22 protein-coding genes are annotated in these 21232 nt (G+C 72.6%); 2 read left to right on the top strand and 20 right to left on the bottom strand.

Translation table 11 applies throughout. From position 1 onward, the window contains the following. Window positions 1-12: 12 nt before the first annotated feature. On the bottom strand, window positions 13-780 hold the full coding sequence (locus tag ACIA8N_RS18780; protein ID WP_365776774.1) for a DUF881 domain-containing protein: 768 nt from the start codon (window positions 778-780) through the stop codon (window positions 13-15). Between the two features lie 140 nt (window positions 781-920). On the opposite strand from ACIA8N_RS18780, the gene crgA reads away from it, so the two are divergent. Further along, on the top strand, window positions 921-1175 hold the full coding sequence (crgA, locus tag ACIA8N_RS18775; protein ID WP_030205181.1) for a cell division protein CrgA: 255 nt from the start codon (window positions 921-923) through the stop codon (window positions 1173-1175). A 337-nt stretch (window positions 1176-1512) separates the two neighbouring features. Here the strand turns inward: crgA and ACIA8N_RS18770 are convergent, their stop codons facing one another. Together ACIA8N_RS18770 and ACIA8N_RS18765 are read right to left on the bottom strand one after the other, a co-directional pair. Next, window positions 1513-2397 (bottom strand): rhomboid family intramembrane serine protease, encoded by an 885-nt coding sequence (locus tag ACIA8N_RS18770; protein WP_365776772.1) that lies wholly within the window; start codon window positions 2395-2397, stop codon window positions 1513-1515. Window positions 2398-2419: 22 nt separating this feature from the next. Next, the gene (locus tag ACIA8N_RS18765) at window positions 2420-2947 is read right to left on the bottom strand and encodes a peptidylprolyl isomerase (RefSeq protein WP_030549806.1); all 528 of its coding nucleotides are present in this window, start codon (window positions 2945-2947) and stop codon (window positions 2420-2422) included. Between the two features lie 201 nt (window positions 2948-3148). Between ACIA8N_RS18765 and ACIA8N_RS18760 the strand changes: the two genes are divergently transcribed. Further along, the gene (locus ACIA8N_RS18760) at window positions 3149-3865 is read left to right on the top strand and encodes a DUF5324 family protein (RefSeq protein WP_365776770.1); all 717 of its coding nucleotides are present in this window, start codon (window positions 3149-3151) and stop codon (window positions 3863-3865) included. Between the two features lie 178 nt (window positions 3866-4043). On the opposite strand, the gene ACIA8N_RS18755 is transcribed toward ACIA8N_RS18760, so the two are convergent. The 17 genes from ACIA8N_RS18755 to ACIA8N_RS18675 all read right to left on the bottom strand — a co-directional run bounded on the left by ACIA8N_RS18755 (window position 4044) and on the right by ACIA8N_RS18675 (window position 21229). Next, window positions 4044-4424 carry a DUF6344 domain-containing protein gene (locus tag ACIA8N_RS18755; RefSeq protein ID WP_365776768.1) on the bottom strand — a complete coding sequence of 127 codons (381 nt, stop codon included), beginning with the start codon at window positions 4422-4424 and terminating at the stop codon, window positions 4044-4046. 169 nt (window positions 4425-4593) lie between these two features. Continuing rightward, window positions 4594-6279 carry an NAD(P)/FAD-dependent oxidoreductase gene (locus ACIA8N_RS18750; RefSeq protein ID WP_365776766.1) on the bottom strand — a complete coding sequence of 562 codons (1686 nt, stop codon included), beginning with the start codon at window positions 6277-6279 and terminating at the stop codon, window positions 4594-4596. A gap of 98 nt (window positions 6280-6377) precedes the next feature. Next, window positions 6378-6815, bottom strand: coding sequence for a DUF6069 family protein (locus ACIA8N_RS18745; RefSeq protein ID WP_365776764.1), 438 nt, complete (start codon window positions 6813-6815; stop codon window positions 6378-6380). 88 nt (window positions 6816-6903) lie between these two features. Continuing rightward, window positions 6904-7641 carry a TetR/AcrR family transcriptional regulator gene (locus ACIA8N_RS18740; RefSeq protein ID WP_365776762.1) on the bottom strand — a complete coding sequence of 246 codons (738 nt, stop codon included), beginning with the start codon at window positions 7639-7641 and terminating at the stop codon, window positions 6904-6906. A gap of 124 nt (window positions 7642-7765) precedes the next feature. After that, window positions 7766-8506: a DsbA family oxidoreductase gene (locus ACIA8N_RS18735; protein ID WP_365776760.1), complete on the bottom strand. Its 741-nt coding sequence runs from the start codon at window positions 8504-8506 to the stop codon at window positions 7766-7768. 68 nt (window positions 8507-8574) lie between these two features. Further along, window positions 8575-9546, bottom strand: a complete 972-nt coding sequence (locus tag ACIA8N_RS18730; RefSeq protein WP_365776758.1) for a Gfo/Idh/MocA family oxidoreductase — start codon at window positions 9544-9546, stop codon at window positions 8575-8577. Beyond that, complete coding sequence (locus ACIA8N_RS18725; protein ID WP_365776756.1) at window positions 9543-10994, bottom strand: NDP-hexose 2,3-dehydratase family protein; 1452 nt, start codon at window positions 10992-10994, stop codon at window positions 9543-9545. The genes ACIA8N_RS18730 and ACIA8N_RS18725 overlap by 4 nt, the downstream gene beginning before the upstream one ends. Window positions 10995-11111: 117 nt before the next feature. After that, window positions 11112-11861, bottom strand: coding sequence for an NAD-dependent epimerase/dehydratase family protein (locus tag ACIA8N_RS18720; protein ID WP_365776754.1), 750 nt, complete (start codon window positions 11859-11861; stop codon window positions 11112-11114). Window positions 11862-11958: 97 nt separating this feature from the next. Beyond that, a complete protein-coding gene (gene rfbB / locus ACIA8N_RS18715) occupies window positions 11959-12945 on the bottom strand; it encodes a dTDP-glucose 4,6-dehydratase (RefSeq protein ID WP_365776752.1) in 987 nt (328 codons plus the stop codon). Beyond that, on the bottom strand, window positions 12942-14009 hold the full coding sequence (locus ACIA8N_RS18710; RefSeq protein WP_365776750.1) for a glucose-1-phosphate thymidylyltransferase: 1068 nt from the start codon (window positions 14007-14009) through the stop codon (window positions 12942-12944). Before ACIA8N_RS18710 ends, rfbB begins: the two co-directional genes overlap by 4 nt. 25 nt (window positions 14010-14034) lie before the next feature. Continuing rightward, a complete protein-coding gene (locus ACIA8N_RS18705) occupies window positions 14035-15180 on the bottom strand; it encodes a nucleotide disphospho-sugar-binding domain-containing protein (RefSeq protein ID WP_365776748.1) in 1146 nt (381 codons plus the stop codon). Continuing rightward, window positions 15177-16451, bottom strand: a complete 1275-nt coding sequence (locus ACIA8N_RS18700) for an MFS transporter (RefSeq protein ID WP_365776746.1) — start codon at window positions 16449-16451, stop codon at window positions 15177-15179. Before ACIA8N_RS18700 ends, ACIA8N_RS18705 begins: the two co-directional genes overlap by 4 nt. Before the next feature lie 81 nt (window positions 16452-16532). Continuing rightward, window positions 16533-18554 carry an SDR family oxidoreductase gene (locus ACIA8N_RS18695; RefSeq protein WP_399416735.1) on the bottom strand — a complete coding sequence of 674 codons (2022 nt, stop codon included), beginning with the start codon at window positions 18552-18554 and terminating at the stop codon, window positions 16533-16535. 96 nt (window positions 18555-18650) lie between these two features. Further along, a complete protein-coding gene (locus ACIA8N_RS18690; RefSeq protein WP_365777621.1) occupies window positions 18651-19589 on the bottom strand; it encodes an aromatase/cyclase in 939 nt (312 codons plus the stop codon). A gap of 61 nt (window positions 19590-19650) precedes the next feature. Continuing rightward, on the bottom strand, window positions 19651-20436 hold the full coding sequence (gene fabG / locus ACIA8N_RS18685; protein ID WP_365776744.1) for a 3-oxoacyl-ACP reductase FabG: 786 nt from the start codon (window positions 20434-20436) through the stop codon (window positions 19651-19653). Window positions 20437-20594: 158 nt separating this feature from the next. After that, window positions 20595-20864 carry an acyl carrier protein gene (locus ACIA8N_RS18680; RefSeq protein WP_365776742.1) on the bottom strand — a complete coding sequence of 90 codons (270 nt, stop codon included), beginning with the start codon at window positions 20862-20864 and terminating at the stop codon, window positions 20595-20597. A gap of 35 nt (window positions 20865-20899) precedes the next feature. Further along, complete coding sequence (locus ACIA8N_RS18675) at window positions 20900-21229, bottom strand: TcmI family type II polyketide cyclase (RefSeq protein ID WP_030205126.1); 330 nt, start codon at window positions 21227-21229, stop codon at window positions 20900-20902. Between the last annotated feature and the right edge of the window lie 3 nt (window positions 21230-21232).

Genomic DNA, 21232 nt, shown 5'->3' with positions numbered 1-21232 from the left:
GCTCACCGGCTGTCAGCTCACCGGCTTCGCGTGGTGGAGGTCCACTGTGCCCGAGTAGCCGGGCAGAGTCACCGCCCTGTGCTCGTCGACTTTCCAGCCGAGCCCGTACGCCTTCACGTACAGCTGGTAGTTCTGGATCGCCGGGGAGTTCGCGAGCGCCTTGTTCAGCCTTCCCCGGTCACCTACGGCGGTGATCTTGTACGGGGGCGAGTAGACGCGGCCCTGGAGGATCAGGGTGTTGCCGACGCAGCGCACGGCGCTGGTGGAGATGAGTCGCTGGTCCATGACCCGGATGCCCTCGGCGCCGCCCTGCCACAGGGCGTTGACGACGGCCTGGAGGTCCTGCTGGTGGATGACGAGGTCGTTGGCCTGCGGTTCGGGGTAGCCGGGGGCCGCCTGGGCGTTCGGCGGGGCGTCGTCGAGGGTGACGGTGAGGCCGGAGCCGTCGACCTCCGTCGTGCCCGCCTTCGCCTCCAGTGCGTCGAGTCGCTCGTCCTCCGCGCGGGTGGATCCGTCGTCGCGGGCGGCGAGCGAGTCGACCTGGGAGCGGAGGGCGGACGTGGACTCGTCGAGGCCGGCGTTCTTGTGGCTTCGCTGCTCGATCAGGTCGGAAAGCCGCAGGAGAGAGGCGTCCGTGCGGATGTTGGTGCCCTTGGCGGTGTTGAAACTCGTCACGAAGATCAGGCCTGCGAGGGCGAAAACGGCAAGGGTGAGGACCCGGACGGGGCGCCATCTCGTGGGGCGGCCCGGCCCTTCGGGAGTGCCGTCGGAATTGCTCAACGTACCCTGATCCCCTTCGGTGCCGCGGAACCACTACGCTAACGGACGCCTGGGGGACACAGACGTCCTCCTTCGTCACATCCCGGCGCCAGCCACAGTTCCCTGCGCGGTCACGCAGCGCATCGACAGGAGAGTCCCTCGTGCCGAAGTCACGGATCCGCAAGAAGGCCGACTTCACGCCCCCGCCGGCGAAGCAGGCCACCAGTATCAAGCTGACCAACCGCAGCTGGGTGGCGCCTGTGATGCTGGCGCTGTTCGCCATCGGTCTGGTGTGGATCGTGGTCTTCTACGTCACCGACGGTTCCCTGCCGCTGGAGTCGATCCGGAACTGGAACATCGTGGTGGGCTTCGGCTTCATCGCGGCCGGCTTCGGTGTCTCCACGCAGTGGAAGTAGCTGCTCCGCACAGGGGAAGCAGCCGCTCCACGCAGAGGGACGGCGGCGATGTAGCGCCCTCGCGGGGGCCTCGTCAAGCTCTCCCCTGAACTTATCCACAGCGTTGTGCACAGCACTGGATAACTTACGAAGATCTGTGGATAACTCGCACGAGGTTGACGCCGGTATGACCGGTGTCACCCCCGTCGGAAACCACGACACCCCTCGCCTCCCTGGAGAAACACCAGGTGAGAGGCGAGGGGTGAGGTCTTTCCCCACAGAGGGCGGAGCACCCGCCACGCACTGTGGATAACTCTGGGGAAAGCTCACAGAAGAGCTCGTCCACAGCCCTCCGCGCTCAGGTGAGCGCGGCCGAACGGGCGAGGACGATCCCCAGGTCGATCAGGAACACCAGCCCGCAGGCCCCGTACTGCACGAGGTCCCGGCGGGCCCGCGGCGCGTGCACCAGGACGTAGGTCACGAGGGCGCCCGCGACCAGACCGCCGACATGGGCCTCCCAGGAGATCCCCGGCCGGGTGAACGTCATGAGCAGCGAGAGGGCCACGAAGAGGACCACGGGCCGCATGTCGTGGCGGCGCCGGCGGGCCAGCACCACCCAGGCGCCGATCAGGCCGTAGACGACGCCGGAGGCGCCGAGCGAGGGCTGGTTGGGCGCGGCGACGAGATAGGCCAGCGCGGAGCCGGAGAGACCGGAGAGCAGGCACAGGGTCGCGTACCGGATCCGGCCCAGCTCGGGCTCGACGATGCCGCCGATCACCCACAGGCCCAGCACGTTGAAGAGGATGTGCCAGACCTCCTGGTGGAGGACGGTCGCGGTGAGCAGCCGGTACCACTCGCCGTCCGCGACGCCGACGACCTCGCCGAGCGCCGGACTGAAGGCGTACCCGATGAGCACCAGTTCGTCGACGAGCCGGTCGCCGAGGACCAGTACCGCGAGGTACACGGCGAGGTTGACGCCGATGAGGATCTTGGTGACCAGGTGCTGGTCACTCGCCACCTTGCCGCCCGCGAGCGTCCTGGGCTGGTTCGCGTCGGCGGCGTGGCCGGTCCCCGAGCCGTTGCGCACGCAGTCGGGGCACTGGAAGCCGACCGAGGCGGAGATCATGCACCGGGTGCAGATCGGCTTGTCGCAGCGGGTGCAGCGGATGCCGGTCTCGGCCTCGGGGTGGCGGTAGCAGCGCGGCGGACCGGCGTCCGGGTCCGGGGAGGGTCGCTGGTCCACGGGCGGTTCCGTCCCTTCCACCTCAGCGCTTCTCGATCACCACGGAGTCGATGACGACGTCCTTGAGCGGTCGCTCGGTGTGCGGGTCGGTCGCCGTGGCGGCGATCGCGTCCACGACCGCGCGGCTCGCCTTGTCGGCGACCTCGCCGAAGATCGTGTGCTTGCGGTTCAGCCAGGTGGCGGGGGCGACGGTGACGAAGAACTGCGAACCGTTGGTGCCCGGGCCCGCGTTGGCCATGGCCAGGAGGTAGGGGCGGTCGAAGAACAGCTCCGGGTGGAACTCGTCGGCGAAGGAGTAGCCCGGGTCGCCGGTGCCGTCCCCGAGGGGGTCGCCGCCCTGGATCATGAAGCCCTTGATGACCCGGTGGAAGACCGTGCCGTCGTAGAGCGGGTCGGAGGAGACCTTGCCGGTGGCGGGGTGCGTCCACTCGCGCCCGCCGGTGGCGAGCTCGACGAAGTTCCGGACCGTCTTCGGGGCGTGGAACGGCATCAGCCGCACCTCGATGTCACCCAGGCTGGTCTTGAGGATCGCGTACAACTGCTCGGCCACGGTCGCCTTCCGTCCACGTCATGTCGCGTCATGTCACGTCTGTTCCTGGCGTGACCGATCCTCGCATGCCGTGGATCCACGCTCCGGGCGCATGCCCCGGATGCCCGCCCCGCATGCCGGACCCGGCTCGGGCGGGCATGATTCCGAAAAGGATGGAAAGGTGAAAAACCGACATCGTCGCCACCGAGGAGGAGGAATCCTGTGACCCGCATGGACAGCGTGCGCGCCGCGACAGATTCGGCGAAGGAGAGTGTCATGCACGCCGCGGAAGTGGTGGCGCCGTATGCCGAGACGGCCAAGGACCAGGCCTCGCACTACGCCCACGAGGCGCGCGAGATGATCGCGCCGAAGGTCTCCAAGGCCGCGCTCGTGGCCCGCAAGCAGGCTCGTGCGCAGTACGACTCGTATGTCGCACCGCATGTACCGCCGCGGGTCGACGCGGCCGCACATCGTGCGGCGGTCAAGACCCGCCTGGCCGCCCGTCAGGCGGCCGACTACACCGTTCCGCGTGTCGAGCACGCGGTCGCCGCGACCGGTCCCGTCCTGGTGGAGGCCGGGTCGCGTTCCACGGCGGCCATGGCCGCGCTGCGCGGTCAGGTCACGCCGAAGGAAATCCGGAAGATCGTGAAGAAGCACGAGCGTCGGGCCAGGGCCGGACGCCTCGCCAAGGGCCTCGTGGTCCTCGGCATTCTCGCCGGCGGCGCGTTCGCCGCCTGGAAGTGGTGGGACAAGCAGGCCAATCCCGACTGGCTGGTGGAGCCGCCCGCTCCCACCGACGTGGACGAGGGCGCCGTACTGACGTCCGTCGACGACAGTGAGGAATCGCCCCTCGACCCGGAGGTGGAGGCCAAGGAGACCGAGGCCGACGCCGCAGCCGCAGCCGAAGAGGCCGCCGAGCGCGACGAACGTCGCCGCTGACCGACCGGTGTCCTGCCGGGTTCACGCCGGATCCTGCTGAGCACTGTGGGTGAGGCTGGGTACTGCTGAGTACTGCGGATCCTGCCGGTACTGCGGTGAGGCCGGGTTCTGCCGAGTACCGCGGTGTGGGTTCTGCCGGAGCGTGGGGAGCACGTACGCGTGGTCGTCTCCCCGCGCTCTACGCCGCCGCGGACAGCGCCGGCGCCGCGAGTGCGGCCTGCTCGTCGCTCTCGGCGCCGGCGGTCACGCCGGCCTTGGAGCGGTGCCGGGCGGCCGGGGAGGAACCGTGGGCCTCGGCGGCGATGCGCTGCTTGATGGTGGGCGGCAGGGAGCGGTCCCCGGCGAGCGGCCACCGGTGTGTCCGCTGTGCCGGTACGGAGGCGAGGGCGGCGCGCTCCCTGGCGACGGGGGCGGCGGCGGAACCGGCCGGCTCCTCGGGCTGCTGCACGGCCGTCCGGTTCGCCGCGGCGGCGGTGCCCGTCAGGCCGACGGAGGCGAGCAGGGCGAAGAGGACGGAGATGAAGGCGGTCCAGAACTGCTTGACCTTGGCGGTGGCCATGGCCCCTCACTTTCGTGACGTTCTCGGATGGTTCATTTCGGATTGCGCGCTTTTCGTACCTTCCTCATGATGTGGATGCGCCTCCGATTTCCGGGGAACGTCGCCGCCGCCGCGCAGTTCTTCCGATGAACACCACCCGTCCGGACCAGCGGTCCGGTGATCTCCCAGGTCAGCCGATGCGGGCCAGGCCGCGGGCGTCGCGCCGCCGGGCGCCGCGGGAGACGGCCAGCGGGTCCCAGTCCGCGGCGCGGCCCGGGAGCAGGTCGGGGTCGCCGAGGACCGCGCCCCGGTGGACCTCGGGGAGCAGCCGGCGTTCCAGGATCTGCGCGGCGCAGGCCATGCCGCTGACGGCGGCGCCCGCGATGCCGCTGCCGTACCGGGTGCTGGCGCCGACGACGTGCAGGCCCTCGATGGTGCTGCGGGTGTCGGGGCGGCTGCCCGCGGTCCCCCACCGGGCGAGCCCGTAGGGGGTTCCGCCGGAGGCGAGGGTGTACCGCTCGTGGGTGAGGGGCGTCGCCGTCTCCAGGTGCGTGATGTGGTCGCGCAGCGGGCCGAGCGCGGTCTCGGCCGCGCTGAGGAGGGATTCGGTGAGCTGGGCCTTGCGGTCCTGGTAGCCCTGGTTGCGCCGGTAGCGCTCGCCGGCCGCCGGGCCGGTCTGCGCGCCCCAGTACCCGTAGCCGGGCGGGCAGAGCGTCATCACCTGGAGGTTGCTGTGGCCGGGCGGGCAGACGTTGCGGGCGCCCGGGTCCTTCAGGGAGGCGAAGGAGACGAAGAGGAAGGGCACCGGGCCGGAGCGCTCCTCGGCGAGGCGCCGGTAGGCGGTCTCGATGTCGTCGTCCCTGAACCACCACAGGTTGGCGTTCGGGCGGTCGGGCAGTTCCCGGTCGAGGCCCAGGTAGAGCGTGGCGAACGGCAGCGCCATGCGTGACCGCCGGGTCTTGTCCGCGGTGCGGCGGCCGAGGTGTTCCTCGCCGACGAGTTCGAGGACGGTACGGGTGTAGTCCGCGTTCGACACGACCAGCGGGGCCTTGAGGAGTGCGCCGTCCGTGGTCCCCACGCCGGTGACCCGGCCGTCCTCGACGAGGATGCGCGCCACCCGGCACTTGGTCCGCAGTTCGCCGCCGTGCGCTTCGAGGGCCTCGACGAGCGCGGCCGGGAGGACCTGGCCGCCGCCCTCGGGGTAGTAGGCGCCGCGGAGGTAGTGGTCCGTGACGGCGGCGTGCCGGGAGACGACGGCCTCGTGCGGTCCCATGCCGTAGTTGGGGGACTGGGCGGCCAGTACGGTGCGCACGCGGGGCGGGAGTCCGCAGTGGTCGAAGAGCTCGGCGAGCGTACGGCGTCCCCAGCGGACCGTGACCGCGGTACGGGCGAGGAGTTCGGTGCCGGTCAGGTCGCCGTCCGACAGCATCAGGAAGCGGGCCTCCGCCGCGACGCCGGCGCAGATGCCGGTGAACCGGGTGATGCCGTCCGCGTACTCCGGGAACGCCCGGGTGAGCCGCTCCGTGTACCGCTCCCAGCCGACCGGGACGTCCAGGGTGAGGCCCGGCAGCGTGATCCGGTCGAATCCGTCCCGGTCCATCTCGCGGTAGGTGACGCGGCCGGCGAGGCCGAGTCCGGAGAAGATCGCGGGCAGTACGCCGTCCGGGCCGCAGTCGCCCAGGTAGTGGACGCCGACGTCGAACTCGTAGGCCCTGCGGCGGCGGAAGACGTGGCTGTTGCCGCCGGCCACGTCGTGCTGTTCGAGGACGAGCACGCGGCGGCCGGCGGCGGCCAGGTAGGCGGCGCAGACCAGGCCTCCCATGCCGCTGCCGACGACGATGGCGTCCCACTCGTCCTGCTCGTCCTGCTTCGCCATGCGGTCGACCGTCCTCTTCTCGCGGTTCACGGGTTCGGGTACGACGACGGCCCTTCCGGACCGGGTCCGGAAGGGCCGTCTTCTTCGGCTGAGCCGCGTCACGCCTTCGCGCGGCGGACTCCTTCGAGGGCGGCGACGGTGATGCCGCCAACCAGCAGGTGCATCACGGCGATGGTGATCGCGGTGCCGCCGTCGGTCTTCAGGGTCAGCGGACCGACGAGGCTGACCAGCGTCGTGACGGCGGCCAGGATCTGGGCCACCCGCAGGAAGCCCGGCTTCCACCGCGCGATGAGAAGCGAGGCGGCGATGCCGATGGCCGGCGCGAGCACGGACATGATGACGACGTCGGCCGCGCCGATCTCGTCCGGCTTGCCGTTGAGCTCCAGGACCAGCGAGGCGCCCGCGGCGTCGCCGACGATGAGCACGATCACGTTGACGATGGCGGCGATGACGGCGGCGCAGACCACGGCCAGCCAGGCGGGCAGCCCGCGTCGGCCGTGGACGGATGAGGTGGCGGCGGGGTTGGTGCTGGCCATGGGGCCCTCCGGATGTCGTGTCGCGCCGGGGAGGGGCGTGACCTCCCCCGGTGCGGTGGGTCGATGCGGTGCCCGGCGCCCGAGGGCGTCAGACGCCCAGACGCGCCGCGATGCCGTCGAGGACGCAGTCCAGGCCGGTCTCGAACTGCCACTGCAGGTCGTCCTTGCGGGTGGCCTCCCCGATGTACCGGTTGTACTTCGGGTAGCGGCCGGTGTTCATGAGCCAGGCCATCTGGGACGCGAGGCCCGAGCGGGCCTCCTCGCGGCTCGACCAGCCCCGTACGCGCAGCATCCGCGTCTGGCCGATCTCCAGGTCGACGGCGCCGTGCACGTACGCGGTGACGGTGGTGCAGACCGCCATCGCCGTGTCGGCGTCGAGACCGACGCCGTCGAGCGCGGCGAGCGCGCTCTCCGGCACGGCCAGCTGGTGGGGGGTCGGCGCGCCCCAGCTCACCCGGGCCACCCAGGGGTGCGTGAGCAGCACCTCGCGGATGCGCAGGGCGAGCGTCCGCAGGGCCTCCCGCCAGTCGGCGTCGGCGTCGGGGAGCTTCAGCTCCGCGTAGACGAAGTCGACCATGAGCTCCAGGAGCTCGTCCTTGCCGGAGACGTAGCGGTACGCGGCCATGGGGGCGACGCCCAGCTCGGTGGCCAGGCGTCGCATGGTGACGGCGTCGATGCCCTCGGCGTCGGCGATCCCGACCGCGGCCGTGGCGATCCGCTCGGGGGTGAGCGTCACGCGGGGCGCGGGGGCCGGACGGTCGAGCCGCTCCCACAGGGAGACGCGGTCCTCGTCCTCGCTCGGGGGCTTTCCCTCCTGGGCAAGCATCGCTGGGCTCCTTCCGACGCCTTGTGTACAACGTATCAGAAGCTAGACAGCGTACGCAGGAGATACGGGACAGCCCTCGGCAGCTCCCGGGACCCGGGAGGGCCGCGCCCTCCTCAGCCGCAGGTCAGGCGCTGCGGACACCCGTCCGCAGGGCGCGGTACAAGGTCTCCTCCGGCTGCGTGCCCGTCATCGGCGGCACCCCGTCGACCACGATCACCGGCACTCCGGTCACCCCCTGCCCGCGCACCCGGCCGAGCCGCTCCTTCAGCTCACCCGCGCTGTCACGGGCCGCCTCCTCGTCGGTCCGCACGCCCACCTCGGCCGCGAGCGCGGCCAGTACGTCGGGGTCGCCGATGTGCAGACCGTCGGTGAAGTGCGCCCGGAACAGCCGCTCCGCCATCGGCTCCGCCAGGCCCTGCCTGCCGGCGAGCAGGATCAGCCGGTGCGCCTCGAAGGTTCCGCTGGCCAGGGCGTTCTCGTAGTCGAAGCGCAGCCCGTCGGCGACGGCCCGCTCGGCGAGGGCGAGCGCGTCGGTGACGGCCCGCTCGCCGAAGACGTGCCGCAGCACGGCGAGGAGCGGCTGCCCGGTGGTCGGCGCGCCGGGCGCCAGCTCGAAGGGCAGGACCTCGATCCGGACGTCGACGCCCTCCTCGCGCAGCCGGCCGGCCGCCCGGCCGAGCCGGGTGAAGCCGATGTAGGAGTGGGCGCAGATCACGTCGGCCACGATCTGCACGCGTACGGTCTGCGGGTTGCCGGTCTGAGAGTCGGCGGTCTGCGGGTTGCTGCTGGTCTGAGAGTCGGCGGTCTGCGGGTTGCTGCTGGTCTGCGAGTCGTCGGTCTGCGGGTTGTCGTACTGCGGTGCCATCTGGCGGTCCCCTCGGTGTGTGGACTGACCCGGTCGGTCCACGGTGTCGTGCCCCGGCCCGCGGCCGATCATGCTCCCCGGCCGACGGCGGACCGGCGGACCGCGTCGAGCAGCGCCGCCTGCCGGACCACGGCGGGGTCGGGCGCCGCCCGTTCCCGTACGGCGGTGACGAAGGCGTCGACGGCCGCGGCGACCTGGTCGAAGGGATCGAGCCGGATCCGCTCGACGCCGCCGCCCCGGTGCACGGTGATCTCCGGGACCTGGTCGGCCGGCGGGGTGAAGGCCCGGTCGACGTGGATCTCGCCGTCGCTGCCCCGCAGCCGGTACTCCGAGCGGTACGCGTGCGCCATCCCGAACTCCACCTGGGCGACGACGTCGTCCGGGGTGCGCAGCAGCGCCGCACCCGTGGTCTCGACGCGCCGGCCGGGGCCTGCGGCGAGGTGGGCCCCGACGGTCTCCAGGCCGTCGCCGAGGAGGTGGAGCGCGGCGCGCAGCGGGTAGAGGCCGATGTCGGCGAGGGCGCCGCCGCCCAGTTCCGGTGCGTAGCGGATGTCCCCGTCGGCGGGCGCGGGAATCGTGAACGCGGCCTGCATCGACCGCAGTTCGCCGATCGTGCCGTCGGCGACGAGCTGACGTACCGCGGTGTGGCGCGGGTGGTGGACGAACATCACGTTCTCGACGAGGGCCAGGCCCGCCGACCGGGCCAGGTCGCACAGCCGGGCCGCCGTCGCCGCGTCCGGAGCGGCGGGCTTCTCGACGAGGACGTGCCTGCCGGCGGCGAGGGCGGCCTCCGTCCAGGCGGCGTGCAGGGCGGCGGGGAGCGGGATGTAGACGGCGTCGAGGGTCTCGTCGGCCAGGAGTGCGGCGTACCCGGTGAAGGGTCTGGCGCCGAACCGCTCGGCCGTGCGCCGGGCCTGGTCCGCGTCCCGGCTCGCCACGGCCGTGACCACGGCGCCGGGGTGGGCGGCGAAGGCGGGCAGCATGCGGCGGAGCGCGATGTCCGCGCAGCCGAGCACGCCGATCCGCACGGGGCCGGTCATACGACCTTCTCGGGCAGCGCGTTGAGGATGGCGAGCAGCGTGCGGGCCTGGACGTTCAGGTAGTGGCCGTGCCGCACCAGCGTGGAGAGCTGGGCGGGTGTGGCCCAGGCGTAGCCGGGGGGCGGGTCGGCGGGCGCGGTCTCCTCGTCCGCGTCGACGACGAGGTAGCGGCTCTCCGCGTGGTGGAAACGGCCGCCCTCCTCGGCGTGCAGGGCCTCGTACCTGACGCGCTCGGGACCGGCCGCGAGCACGGTGCCGAGGAAGGCGGGCTGCCGCTCAGGGGGCAGGTGGGCGTGGTTCCCGGGGGTGCACTGGACGGTCGGCCCGAGTTCCACGGTGTCGAGGAAACCGCCCTCCACGCGCGCGTGCACGAGGACGTGCGGCACCCCGTCGAACTCCCGCGTCAGGAAGGCGGTGACGCCCCGGCCGACGGGGGCGAACAGCGGCTGGGTCCAGCCGGACACCTCGCGGCTGTCCGCCCGTACGTCGACGGCGACGACCTCGAAGTACCGGCCCTCGTCGTGGCCGATGGCGTCGTCGCGGAGCGTCCAGCCGGGCAGTCCGGCGAGCGGGACGGTCTCGGCGCGGACGTGGTGCCGGGACCGCTCGCCGGTGAGCCAGGAGAGCAGTTCGGTGTCGCCGAGCAGGGCTGACGCCTCGTGCGCGGCCGGGCCGCCGAAGAGGGTGGGGTACGAGGCCGGCGGCAGGCAGGCCAGGACGGTGCGGGAGTCCATGTTGACGGTGTTGTCGCGGTGCAGCAGGGCATGCAGCTGACCGAGGGTCAGCCAGCAGAAGTCCTCGTGCGGCTCCACGTCGCCGAGCGCCTCCACCACCATGTTGCGGTTGGACTTCCGGAAGAACCAGGAGCCGTGCTCCGACTGAAGGCTGTCGACGAGCACCCTGCCCCGGCCGGGCCCGAAGAAGTGGTCGATGTGGCGGACGGCGGCGCCCCGGTGGGCCTTGGTGTAGTTGCTGCGGGTGGCCTGCACGGTGGGCGAGAGCTGGAGCAGGTTGGGATTGCCCGGCTCCATCTTCGCCTGCATGAGGAAGTGCAGCACGCCGTCGAACTCCTTGGCCAGGATGCCGAGGAGGCCGACTTCGGGCTGCCGGATCGTCGGCTGGAACCACTCGGCGGCGGGGCCTTCGCCGTGCGGCTCGCCCTTCTCCGTGACGTGCAGGCCCTCGACGCTGAAGAACCGGCCGGTACGGTGCCGCAGATTGCCCGTCACTTCCTCGAACGACCAGCCGTCGAGCGCCGCGAAGGGGATCCGTTCGACCCGGAAGGCGTGCTCGCGGCCGCGGCCGTCCAGCCAGCCGGTGAAGTCCGCGGTGCGCAGGTGCGATCCGTCGGGGGCCGCGGCGGAGGCGGCGAGGCGGTCGGCGAGCGTCCTGTCCTCGCGCGGCTTGAGCCCGGTGCGGACGAGGGTCCGGATGGTCCGGTGCGGCATGGGAGCTCTCTCCTGGGGTTCGGGAGGTGGCGGGCGGGACGGGTGGGACCGGTGAGACCAGTGGGACGAATCGCTGAAACGTGTGAGACGGGTGGGACGGGTGCGGCGGCCCGCGGGTCAGACGGGGACCGTCGCCGTGTACGCGTCGAGGACCCCGCGGAAGTAGTCGGGCCCGGCCCCCGGGGTGTCGGCCCCCGGCAGGAGCCGGTGCAGCTTCGCGACCGAGACGGTGTGCGCGTGGATCGGTCCCGCGTCCACCTGGTCGACGCGCGCGGACCCGTTCAGGCGCAGCCGGAGGTGGTCGACGATCTCCATGACGGGGACGGCCGTGCCGGAGGCGACGTTGACGGTGCCGGAGCGCAGACCGAGCCCGAGCAGCCGGTCGATGACCCTGATCACGTCGTCGACCGCGATCAGGTCCCGGGTGGCGCCCCTGTGCACCTGGACGACGCCCTCGCGCAGGTGCCGGACCAGGGTCGGCAGCAGCTGGTGCTCGGGCTGGCCCGGGCCGACGAGGTGGCTCAGGCGCAGGATCAGGTGGTCGGCTCCGCTCGCCCGCAGCAGCTCCTCCTGGGCGAGCTTGTGGGCGCCGTAGGCCGTCGAAGGGGTCGCCGGCCCGTCCTCGCGGGCCGGGCGGTCGAGGGGACCGTAAAGACCGGCGGAGGAGGTGGAGAAGAAGAGGAGGCGCCGGCCGGTGTCGGCGCAGCGGCGGGCGGTGTCGGCGAGCAGCGCGCGTTCCCGGGCGAACTCCTCCTCGGAGACGCAGCTCGCCCAGGAGACGCCCGCGGCGAGGACGACGGTGTCGGGATGGCGGTCGGCTAACGGCTGCAGGCTCCGGGCGAGGAAGCCGTTCCCCAGGATGTGCATTGCGCTGGCTCCTGTTCCTGTGCGGGAGGGTCGGAGGCGGGAGCCCCCGTACGGGAGGCCGGGGCGTCGGGGGTCAGGCCGTGCCCCGCGGCGGGCGTCAGGCCGTGCCGTGCTCCGCCCGGTGCTTGGCGGGCTTCCACCATTCCGGGTGGTCCCGGTACCAGTCGACGGTGTCGGCGAGGCCCCGGGCGAAGTCGATCGCCGGCGCGTAGCCCAGCTCCTCGCGGATCTTCGTCTCGTCGACCGAGTAGCGCAGGTCATGGCCCTGCCGGTCGGCCACCCGCCGGATCATCTCCGGTCCCGCGCCGAGCAGTTCGAGCAGCTGGTGGGTGATCTCCAGGTTGGTGTGCTCGTTGCCGCCGCCGATGTTGTACACCTCGCCCGCCCGGCCGCCGTCGAGGACGAGCGCGATGCCGCGGCAGTGGTCGTCGACGTGCAGCCACTCGCGGACGTTGCGCCCGTCGCCGTACAGCGGGACCGGACTGCCTTCGAGCAGGTTCGTGACGAACAGCGGGATCAGCTTCTCGGGGTGCTGGTACGGCCCGTAGTTGTTGGAGCAGCGGGTGACCGACACGTTCAGGCCGTGGCTGCGCCAGTAGGCGCGGGCGACCAGGTCCGAGGACGCCTTGGAGGCCGCGTACGGCGAGTTGGGCAGCAGCGGCATGTCCTCCGTCCAGGAGCCCTCGGCCAGCGAGCCGTACACCTCGTCGGTGGAGACGTGGACGACGCGGGGCGTGCCCGCGGCGACGGCCGCGTCGAAGAGGGTCTGCGTACCGAGGACGTTGGTGCGGAAGAAGTCCGTGGCGCCCTGGAGGGACCGGTCCACGTGCGACTCGGCGGCGAAGTGCACGACGGCGTCGTGGCCGGGCAGCAGGTCGCGCAGCAGCGCGTGGTCGCAGACGTCGCCGTGGACGAACTCCAGGCGGGGGTGGGACGCGGGCAGGTTGTCGCGGTTGCCGGCGTACGTGAGCTTGTCCAGGACCGTGACGTGCGCGTCCGCCCAGCGCGGGTAGTGGTTCGCGAGCAGCCCGCGGACGAAGTGGGAGCCGATGAAACCGGCGCCGCCGGTGACGAGGATCCTCATGAGGCCACCTCCACGCGCGTGTGGTCGCCGACGACGAGCCGTACGTGGTCCGCGCCGCCGCCGGTCGGGCCGACCGAGGCGGACCGGCCGATGACGGAGTGCCGCAGGCTGCGGATGCCGGTGACGGAGGCCCCGTCGAGGGCGATGGAGTCCTCCAGGCGGCTGCCCACCACCAGGCAGTCGCGGCCCACCGAGGTGTACGGGCCGAGGTGGCTGTCCCGGACGACGGATCCCGCGCCCACGACGACCGGCCCCGTGACGCGGGAGCGCACGATCCGCGCGCCCTCCTCGACGACGACCGGGCCGATGAGTTCGCTGCCCTCGTCGACGTGGCCCGCGACCGAGCCGCGTACGGCGTCGAGCAGGTAGCGGTTGCAGTCCAGGACGTCCTCGACCCGGCCGGTGTCCTTCCAGTAGCCGGCGTAGTGGTGGGCGCGGACGGGGGCGCCCGCGCTCACCAGCCACTGCACGGCGTCGGTGATCTCCAGTTCGCCGCGCGGGCCGGGCTTGATCGCGGCGACCGCCTCGTGCACGGCGGAGGTGAAGAAGTACACCCCGCACAGGGCGAGGTCGCTCCGCGGGTCCTGCGGCTTCTCGACCAGGCCCAGCACCTCGCCGTCCGGGCCGAGCTCGACGACGCCGAACGCGCGCGGGTCGGCGACCTTGTGCACGAGGACCTGCGCGGCGGGCCGCCGTGCGGTGAACTCGGCGGCCGCGTCGGCGATGCCGTCGGGGAGCATGATGTCGCCGAGGTACATCGCGAAGTCGTCGTCGCCGAGGAAGTCACGGGCGATGGCGACGGTGTGGGCGAGGCCGCGCGGCGCGTCCTGCCGCAGGTAGGTGACGCGCGCGCCGAACCGGGAGCCGTCGCCGACGACCGCCTCGATCTCGGCGGCACGGTCGCCGACGACCACGCCGATCTCGGTGACGCCCAGGTCGGTGATGTTGCGCAGGACGTGGACGAGCACCGGGGTGTTGGCGACCGGGATCAGCTGTTTGGGCATCGAGTAGGTGAAGGGGCGCAGGCGCGTGCCTGACCCGCCTGAGAGCACCAGGGCCTTCATAGGGGTGGTCCTTTCGCTTCCGGCGTCAGTCGCGCAGGAGTCGTTCGAGTGCGGGGACGAGGGCCGCGGGGGACGGCATCCCGGCCACCTCCGCGGCGAGCTCGCCCGCCCGCGTGCGGTAGGAGGGCTGCTCAAGAAGGTTGTGACACGCCTCGGTGACCGCGGCGGGGGTGTCCTCGCCGGGCAGCAGGGTGACGGCCGCGCCCTGGTCGGCGACGCGCTGCGCCGGGACGCAGAGCACGGCGCCCTTGGGGATGAGGAGCTGGGGCACGCCCGCGGTGAGTCCGGTGAGGGTGGAGACACCGCCGGCGTGGTGCACGAACAGGTCGCAGGTGGGCGCGACGACGTCCAGCGGCAGCCAGCCGAGGCGTACGCCGGGCAGCTCGGGGCGCAGCGCCTCGGCGACGGCCTCGGGGGCGGCGACGACCAGCTCGGCGTCCCAGCCGGCCAGGTCGCCGGCGAGGGTGCGCAGGAACTCGAAGTTGTGGTCGTAGCTGTCCTTGGCGACGCGGCTGCCGGAGGTGACGAGGATCCTGGGGCGGTCGCCGCGCGTGTACATCCACGGTTCGAGGCGGCCTGACTGCCGGGTGACGGAGACGTGCCGCATCGGCAGGGCGGGGGCGGCGTCGGCGGGGCGGAGGCTGGGCGGGCAGATGTCGATGAGCAGGTCGGGCGTGGACAGCCCGTCGAGGCCGAGGTCCGGCAGGTCCGAGACGAGTTCCGCCTCGGCGCCGCGGTGGATCTCGTCCGAGTCGACGCCGTCCCAGGTCTGCCGGACGTGCGGGACGCCGAGCCGGGCCGCGAGCAGCGGCGCGACGTAGCTGAGGGTGCCGCCGACGACCACGTCGGGCCGCCACTGCTCCGCGAGCGCCGTGAGCCGGTCCAGGCCCGCGAGGGCCATCCGGGCGAACCAGGCGCCGGTGAAGTGCGCCTGCTCCAGCGGGTCGGCGGGGATGTCGAGCGGCTTCCCGTGGCGGTCGGTGGTGATGAAGTGGCGGATGGGCAGGTCGGTGGTCGGGACGCCGGGCAGGGCCATGGACGCGACGACGGGCATCATGTCGTCGTTGGCGGCCATGATCACCTGGTGACCGGCATTGCGCGCCGCGGTGGCCAGCGGTGTCAGGGCGAACACCGTGGCGGGGCTGCCCGCGGCCACGAAGAGGATCTTCACGCTGTTTCTCCTGAGGGGCCTGAGGGTTTCTTGGAGACGGGCGGGCGGTCCGCTCGGTCGCCGCGCAGTCCGGTGAGGGCCGTGAGGACGCCGGCGGCGGCGAGCGCCGTGAGCAGCGCGAGCGGCGCCCGCAGTCCGTCGCCGACCGTGGAGAGGACGGCGACCGCCGGCAGGACGAGGACCACGCCGAGCTGCACGCCCGCCTGGTACAGCGGCACGGCCGCCGGGCGCTGCGGCGCCGGAACCGAGGCCAGGGCCTGCAGGTTCAGCGCGGCGAAGGAGAGCACGAACGCGGCGCCGATCAACAGCAGGCCGGGCAGGACTCCGGCCGCGTAGTCGTCCAGGGCGCCCGGCCGCAGGTGGAGCGCCTGACCGAGCAGCGCCGCCGCGGCGCCCGCCGCGACGAGCCGGGCGGCCCCGAACCGCTCGACGAGCCGCCCGGCGAAGGGCAGCGAGAGCACGAGCGGCAGGCAGGCGGGCAGGAAGGCGAGGGCCGTCCGCCAGGCGTCCCAGCCGAACCGGGCCTGGAAGTGGAGGGTGAGCAGGACGAGCAGGCCGAGATAGGTGCCGTTGAGGAGGGCGGCGCCGACCGCCGAGCGGAGCAGCGGGCCGTGCCGCAGCAGGGCTGTCGTCGGGCGGGGGCCGTTGCGTACGGACGCGTCGTCCGCCGGGAGCAGCCGGAGCCCGAACAGCAGCAGGACCAGGGCGACGGGCCCTGGCAGGACGACGTCCCACCGCCAGCTCAGGCCGGTGAGGGCGCCGGCCGAGAGCAGCCCGATGGTGAACCCGGCGGCCCCGAACAGGGAGTAGACGGAGACGGCCCTGCGCCGCTCCGCCCCTTCGGGGAAGGCCGTGCTGATGATGGCGAGGCCGGTGGGCGCGGTGAGCGCCGCGCAGGCCCCGGTGACCACCCGGGCGGCGATCAGGACGGCGCCGTCCTCGGCGAGCCCGCCCACCACCGAGGCGGCGGTGAACACCGGGAGCGAGAGCAGGTAGACACGGCGCCGGCCCCATCGCGCGGTGATGCGCGGGCCGAGCAGCAGCAGCGCGGCGAAGCCGAGGGCGAAGCCGCTCATCACCCCCTGCGCCTGCCACACCGCGAGTCCGAGGTCGGCGCGGACGGCCGGCAGGGCGACGAGTACGACGGAGACCTCGAGCGCGTCGATGAGCATGTTGCCCGCGAGGACGAGCAGCAGGGCCCGTTCGCGCAGCCGCCACCGGGGGGACGCGGCCGCCGGCGGGGCCTCGGCGGGACGGACGGTCGTCGGCATCCGGGAGTCACCCTCCTCGGGCGGGGTCGGGGGATCGGGGCGGACGTCCCCGGGGCGCCACGCCCCAGGGGTGTGAGCGTTTCAACCGAGCAGCGTGCCGCCGCTCGCGTCCAGGTAGGAGCCGGTGATCCAGCGCCCGTCGGGGCCGGCGAGGAAGGCGACGACGTCGCCGACGTCGGAGGCCTCGCCGACCCGGCCGAAGACGGAGTACGAGGACATCTGCTCCACGGCCTCCGGGTTGTCGAAGATCGCCGATCCGTTGTCGGTGATGCCGGGACCGACGCTGTTGACGGTGATCCGGCGCGGCCCCAGGTGCTTGGCGAAGTGCAGGGTGAGCTGGTCGATCGCGCCCTTCGTCATCGCGTAGGCGATCTCCTGCGGGTTGGCGACGCGGGTCAGGCCGGAGGAGATGTTGATGATCCGTCCGCCGTCGGGGATGAGGCTCAGGGCGCGCTGCACGATGAAGTACGGCGCCTTGGCGTTGACGGCGATGAGCCGGTCGAACCCGGCGGGCGTGAGGTCCTCGGGGGCTACGCCGCCCATCACGCCGGCGTTGTTGACGAGGATGTCGAGGGTGGTGGAGCCGGTGCGCTCCTTCAGGCCCTGCTCCAGGCCGAGGAAGAGGGCGTGCACGTCGCCCGCGACGCCGAGTTCGGCCTGTACGGCGAAGGCGCGGCCGCCCTCCTTCTCGATGGTGGCGACGGTCTCGTCGGCGGCTTCCCGGTGCTGCGAGCAGTGGACGGCGACCAGGGCCCCCTCACGGGCCAGGCGGATGGCGGTCGCACGGCCGATGCCGCGGCTGGACCCGGTGACGAGCGCGGCCTTCCCGCTGAGCTTGCCCATGGTGTTGCTCCTCCTGCGTCGCTTCGTGTGGTCGGTGGTACGTGCGGGGGCGGCGGCGCCTGTGCCGGTGCCGGTGCCGGGGGCGGCCTGCAGGGGCCGGTCGAGGCCGCTGATCATGGCGGCCAGGTGCCGTCGGGCCGCGGGCAGTTCGAGCAGCTCGCCGACGAGCCGCCGCATCGGGTCCAGTCCGGAGGGACCGAACAGCAGCAGCGCCTGGGCCCGGATGTTGCCGAGCACCCGGGCGGCCGCCGGACGGCACTCGGCGTCGTACGCGTCGAGGACGTCGTGCGCCTCGGCGAGAGACCCCCCGGCGCTCCCGGTCGCGACGGCCGCGAGCCGGCCGCCGAGTGCGACGGCCTCCTGGAGGGCGAGGTTGAGCGCCTGTCCGCCGACGGGCAGCTGGACGTGCGCGGCGTCCCCGGCGAGCAGCACCCGGCCCTCCCGGTAGCGGGTGACCTGCCGGCAGGCGTCGTCGAAGGCGTCGATCCACAGGGCCCGCCCGCCGGAGAGGTCCTCCCCGGTGATGCGGGCCCACAGGGCGCACACCTCGGCGAAGTCCGGCGGCCGGACGCGGGCCCCGGGGTCGGAGCCGTGGGCGTGCAGCATGAGCCGGGTGACGCCGTCCGGGCCGCGGCGGGCGTTCGCCACGCCTTGCGGGTGCCGTTCGAAGCGGCGGTCCGCGATGTCGACGCCCGTCAGGTCCACGCGGATCAGTTCCCGGCCGGCGTCCTCGCCGGGAAAGGCGAATCCGGCCAGGTCACGGACGGTGCTCCGCATGCCGTCGCAGCCCACCGCGTACGCGGCGCGGAACACGCGCGTGGCGCCGTCCGGGCCGCGCGCCTCGACGCGTACCCCGTCGGGACCGTCGTCCAGGCCGGTCACGGTGTGGCCGCGGAGCACGGTCGCGCCGAGCCCGGCGGCCCACTCCCCCAGCACCTTCTCGACGAGGGTCTGCGGCGCCTTCCACAGTCCGGCGTACGGGCTGTCGCCGGCTTCGGCGAGGTCGAGGCGGAGGCCGCCGAAGTGGCCGGGGCCGACGTTCGGCGGCGGTCCCAGGCGGCCGAGGAGCCCCCGCGCGTCGAGGAGTTCCATCGTGCGCGCGTGCAGCACCGACGCCCGGGACTCGTCGGTGGCGGCGGTCAGCCGCTCCAGGACCGTGACCCGGGCCCCGCCGAGGCGCAGTTCACCGGCGAGCATGAGGCCGGCCGGACCCGCACCCACGACGAGCACGTCGGTGTCACGCACACCGGTGTCACGCACCCCGGTGTCACGCCCGTCGGTGTCCCGTACAGCGGAGACGCGCACCTCGGAGCCGCGCGGCTCGGTCCCGGAAGAGCCTCCCGTCGCGGCCACGGTTCAGCGCCGCGCTTCCGCGTACTCCTTGGCGTACCCGAGGGTCGCCCGGCTGTTGCCGCCGAGGGCCTCGCGCAGGAAGGCGCGCGCCTCGGGCACCCCGGCGTCGGCGCCGAGGATGCGGGTGATGTTCTCGGTGTTGACGACGACGGTGTGGTGGGAGGTGACGGTGGTGGTTCCCTCGCCGTCCTCCTCGACCGTCCAGAGCCCGGTGTGCAGGTTCATCAGGGCGGGCAGCGTCGTCTGCTTGTACGCGATGCGGCTGTGCGGGAAGCAGACCCGGACGGACTCGGTGGTGTGCGAGTCGCCGTTCTTGGTGAGCGTGTCCATCCGCAGCGTCTGGAGCCCGGGCGAGGTCTCGGTGAGGACGACCTTCGCGACGTGCGGCAGGCGCTCCTTCCAGAGGTCCGCCTCGTTCAGGAAGTCGTAGACGTCCTTCGCGGCGCCCCGCACGGTGACGGCGTCGGCGAAGGAGAACCGCAGCTCGTCCTCGGCGGCGACGCGCTCGACGTTGGCCTTCAGGGCGGCCAGCTCCGAGCGGCTGTTGCGGTCGACGGCCTCGTCGATCCATGCGAGCTTGGCCGGGTCGTCGTCGATCGCCCGGTAGTCGTGCAGCAGCCGGACCCGGCAGGCGTCCGCTCCGGCCGGCTCGATGACCCAGGCGCCGCCCATCGCGGCGACCGGCTCGGCGGGCACCTCCTGGCGGAAGGTGATCCGCCGGGCCTCGGCGTCGAGGGTGCGGCGCGAGGTCCAGTTCTTGACGTCGTCGTTGGCGGTGGCCCAGATGCGGATGCGCTCCTCGCGCTCACCGCGCTCCACGTGGTCGACGTAGATGGTCGGCGGGAAGATCAGCGGCCAGTTCTCGACCTCCGCGATCAGCTGGTAGACCCGCTCGACCGGGGCCGCGACGGTGATCTCGTGTTCCACTTCGCGCACGGTCATCGATGCCATGCCTCCTTGATCCGGGTGGGGTGTACGGGGTGGGTGGAAGGGTGCGGGGCGATCAGAAGTTGCCGAGGCCGCCGCAGACGTTGAGCGCCTGCGAGGTGATGGAGGCGGCGGTGTCGGAGGCCAGGTAGCCGACGAGACCCGCGACCTCCTCCGGGGTGGAGTACCGGCCGAGCGGGATCTTGGCCTGGAACTTCTCCAGGATCTGGTCCTCGGTGGCGTCGTACGCGGCGGCGTAGCCCTGCCGGACCCGCTGCGCCATGGGCGTCTCGACGTAGCCGGGGCAGACGGCGTTCACGGTGATGCCGGTCGGCGCGAGCTCGTTGCCGAGGGCCTTGGTGAAGCCGACGACCCCGTGCTTGGAGGCGGAGTAGGGGGCGCCGAGGACGACGCCCTGCTTGCCCGCGGTGGAGGCGATGTTGATGATCCGGCCACTGGTCTTGCCGGACATGCCGCCGGCGTTCAGCACCTCGCGGGTCATCCGGAAGACGCTGTTGAGGTTGGTGTCGATGACGTCGAGCCACAGCTCGTCGTCGATGCCGGCGGTCGGCCCGCCGCCGCTGCGCCCCGCGTTGTTGACGAGGACGTCCACGGTGCCGAAGCGCTCCACGGCGAGCCGCACGAAACGCCGGACGTCGTCGACGGAGCGGACGTCGCAGGCGGCGCCGTCGACGTCCAGGCCCTCCTCGCGCAGCTCCTTGACGGTCTGCGTGACCCGCTCCTCGTCACGGGCGCAGAGGAAGACGCGGTGCCCGTTCGCGGCGAGCAGCCGGGTCACGGCGAGGCCGATGCCGCTGGTCGCACCGGTGACGAGGGCGGTTCTCGGGTTCTGCTGGGTCATGGGGGACTACTCCTGTGGGCGTGGACGTGTACGGGGGCGTGAGCCGAGACCGACGGTCGTGGCTCGTGCGGGGCCAGGAGGCGCCGGACACCGACCAATAGGTCAGCCGGTCGGTAAGTCAGCCGACCAGTAGGTCAGTCGGCCAGTAGGTCAGCCGGTCAGTCGGTCCGGGCGTGGGCCAGCTGCGCGCCGACGGCGTCGATGAGCTGCCCGGGCGTACCGGCGCTGGCCAGGATGTCGTCGTCGAGGGTGATGCCGTACTCGCGCTCGATGCGGCCGATCGTCTCCAGCAGGGCCAGCGACTCGTAGCCGAGGCTCTCGAAGTCGGTGTCGCGGATGTCGCCGCCGAGGTCGGCGGACTCGTCGGCGCCGGCGCCCTCGCGCAGGATGTGGACGAGGTTGTCGAGGGTGAACTCAGTGGAGGACACGGGGTGTTCCTTTCGTGTGCGACCTGGGTCGGTGCTCAGGGGCGGGCGTTCCAGTCGTAGAAGCGCTGGGCCATGGCGTCGGCCGGGGACCGCCAGGTGGCCGGGTCGTAGGCGGTGATGAACGGCTTGAGGTCCTCGCTGATGCCGACGAAGCGCGGGTCCGTCTTGGCCTGCTCGATCCGCTCGCCGCCGTCCTCGCCCGCGAAGTCCTGGAGGTGGAAGTAGAGACCCCGGTAGGAGAAGAGCTGGCGGCGGAGCGTGCCCATGCGGTGCGGCATCTCCGTCTCGTCGAAGGCGCCGAAGAGCTTGGCCACGTCCACGGCCGAGCCGGGCTCCATCCGGGCCACGATGAGGGTGCTGTGCATGTC

It is taken from the genome of Streptomyces sp. NPDC051822 (assembly GCF_044452745.1).
Lineage (GTDB): Bacteria > Actinomycetota > Actinomycetes > Streptomycetales > Streptomycetaceae > Streptomyces.
Note: the sequence above shows the minus strand (reverse complement) of the source record. Positions and strands in the feature narration are given on the sequence as shown.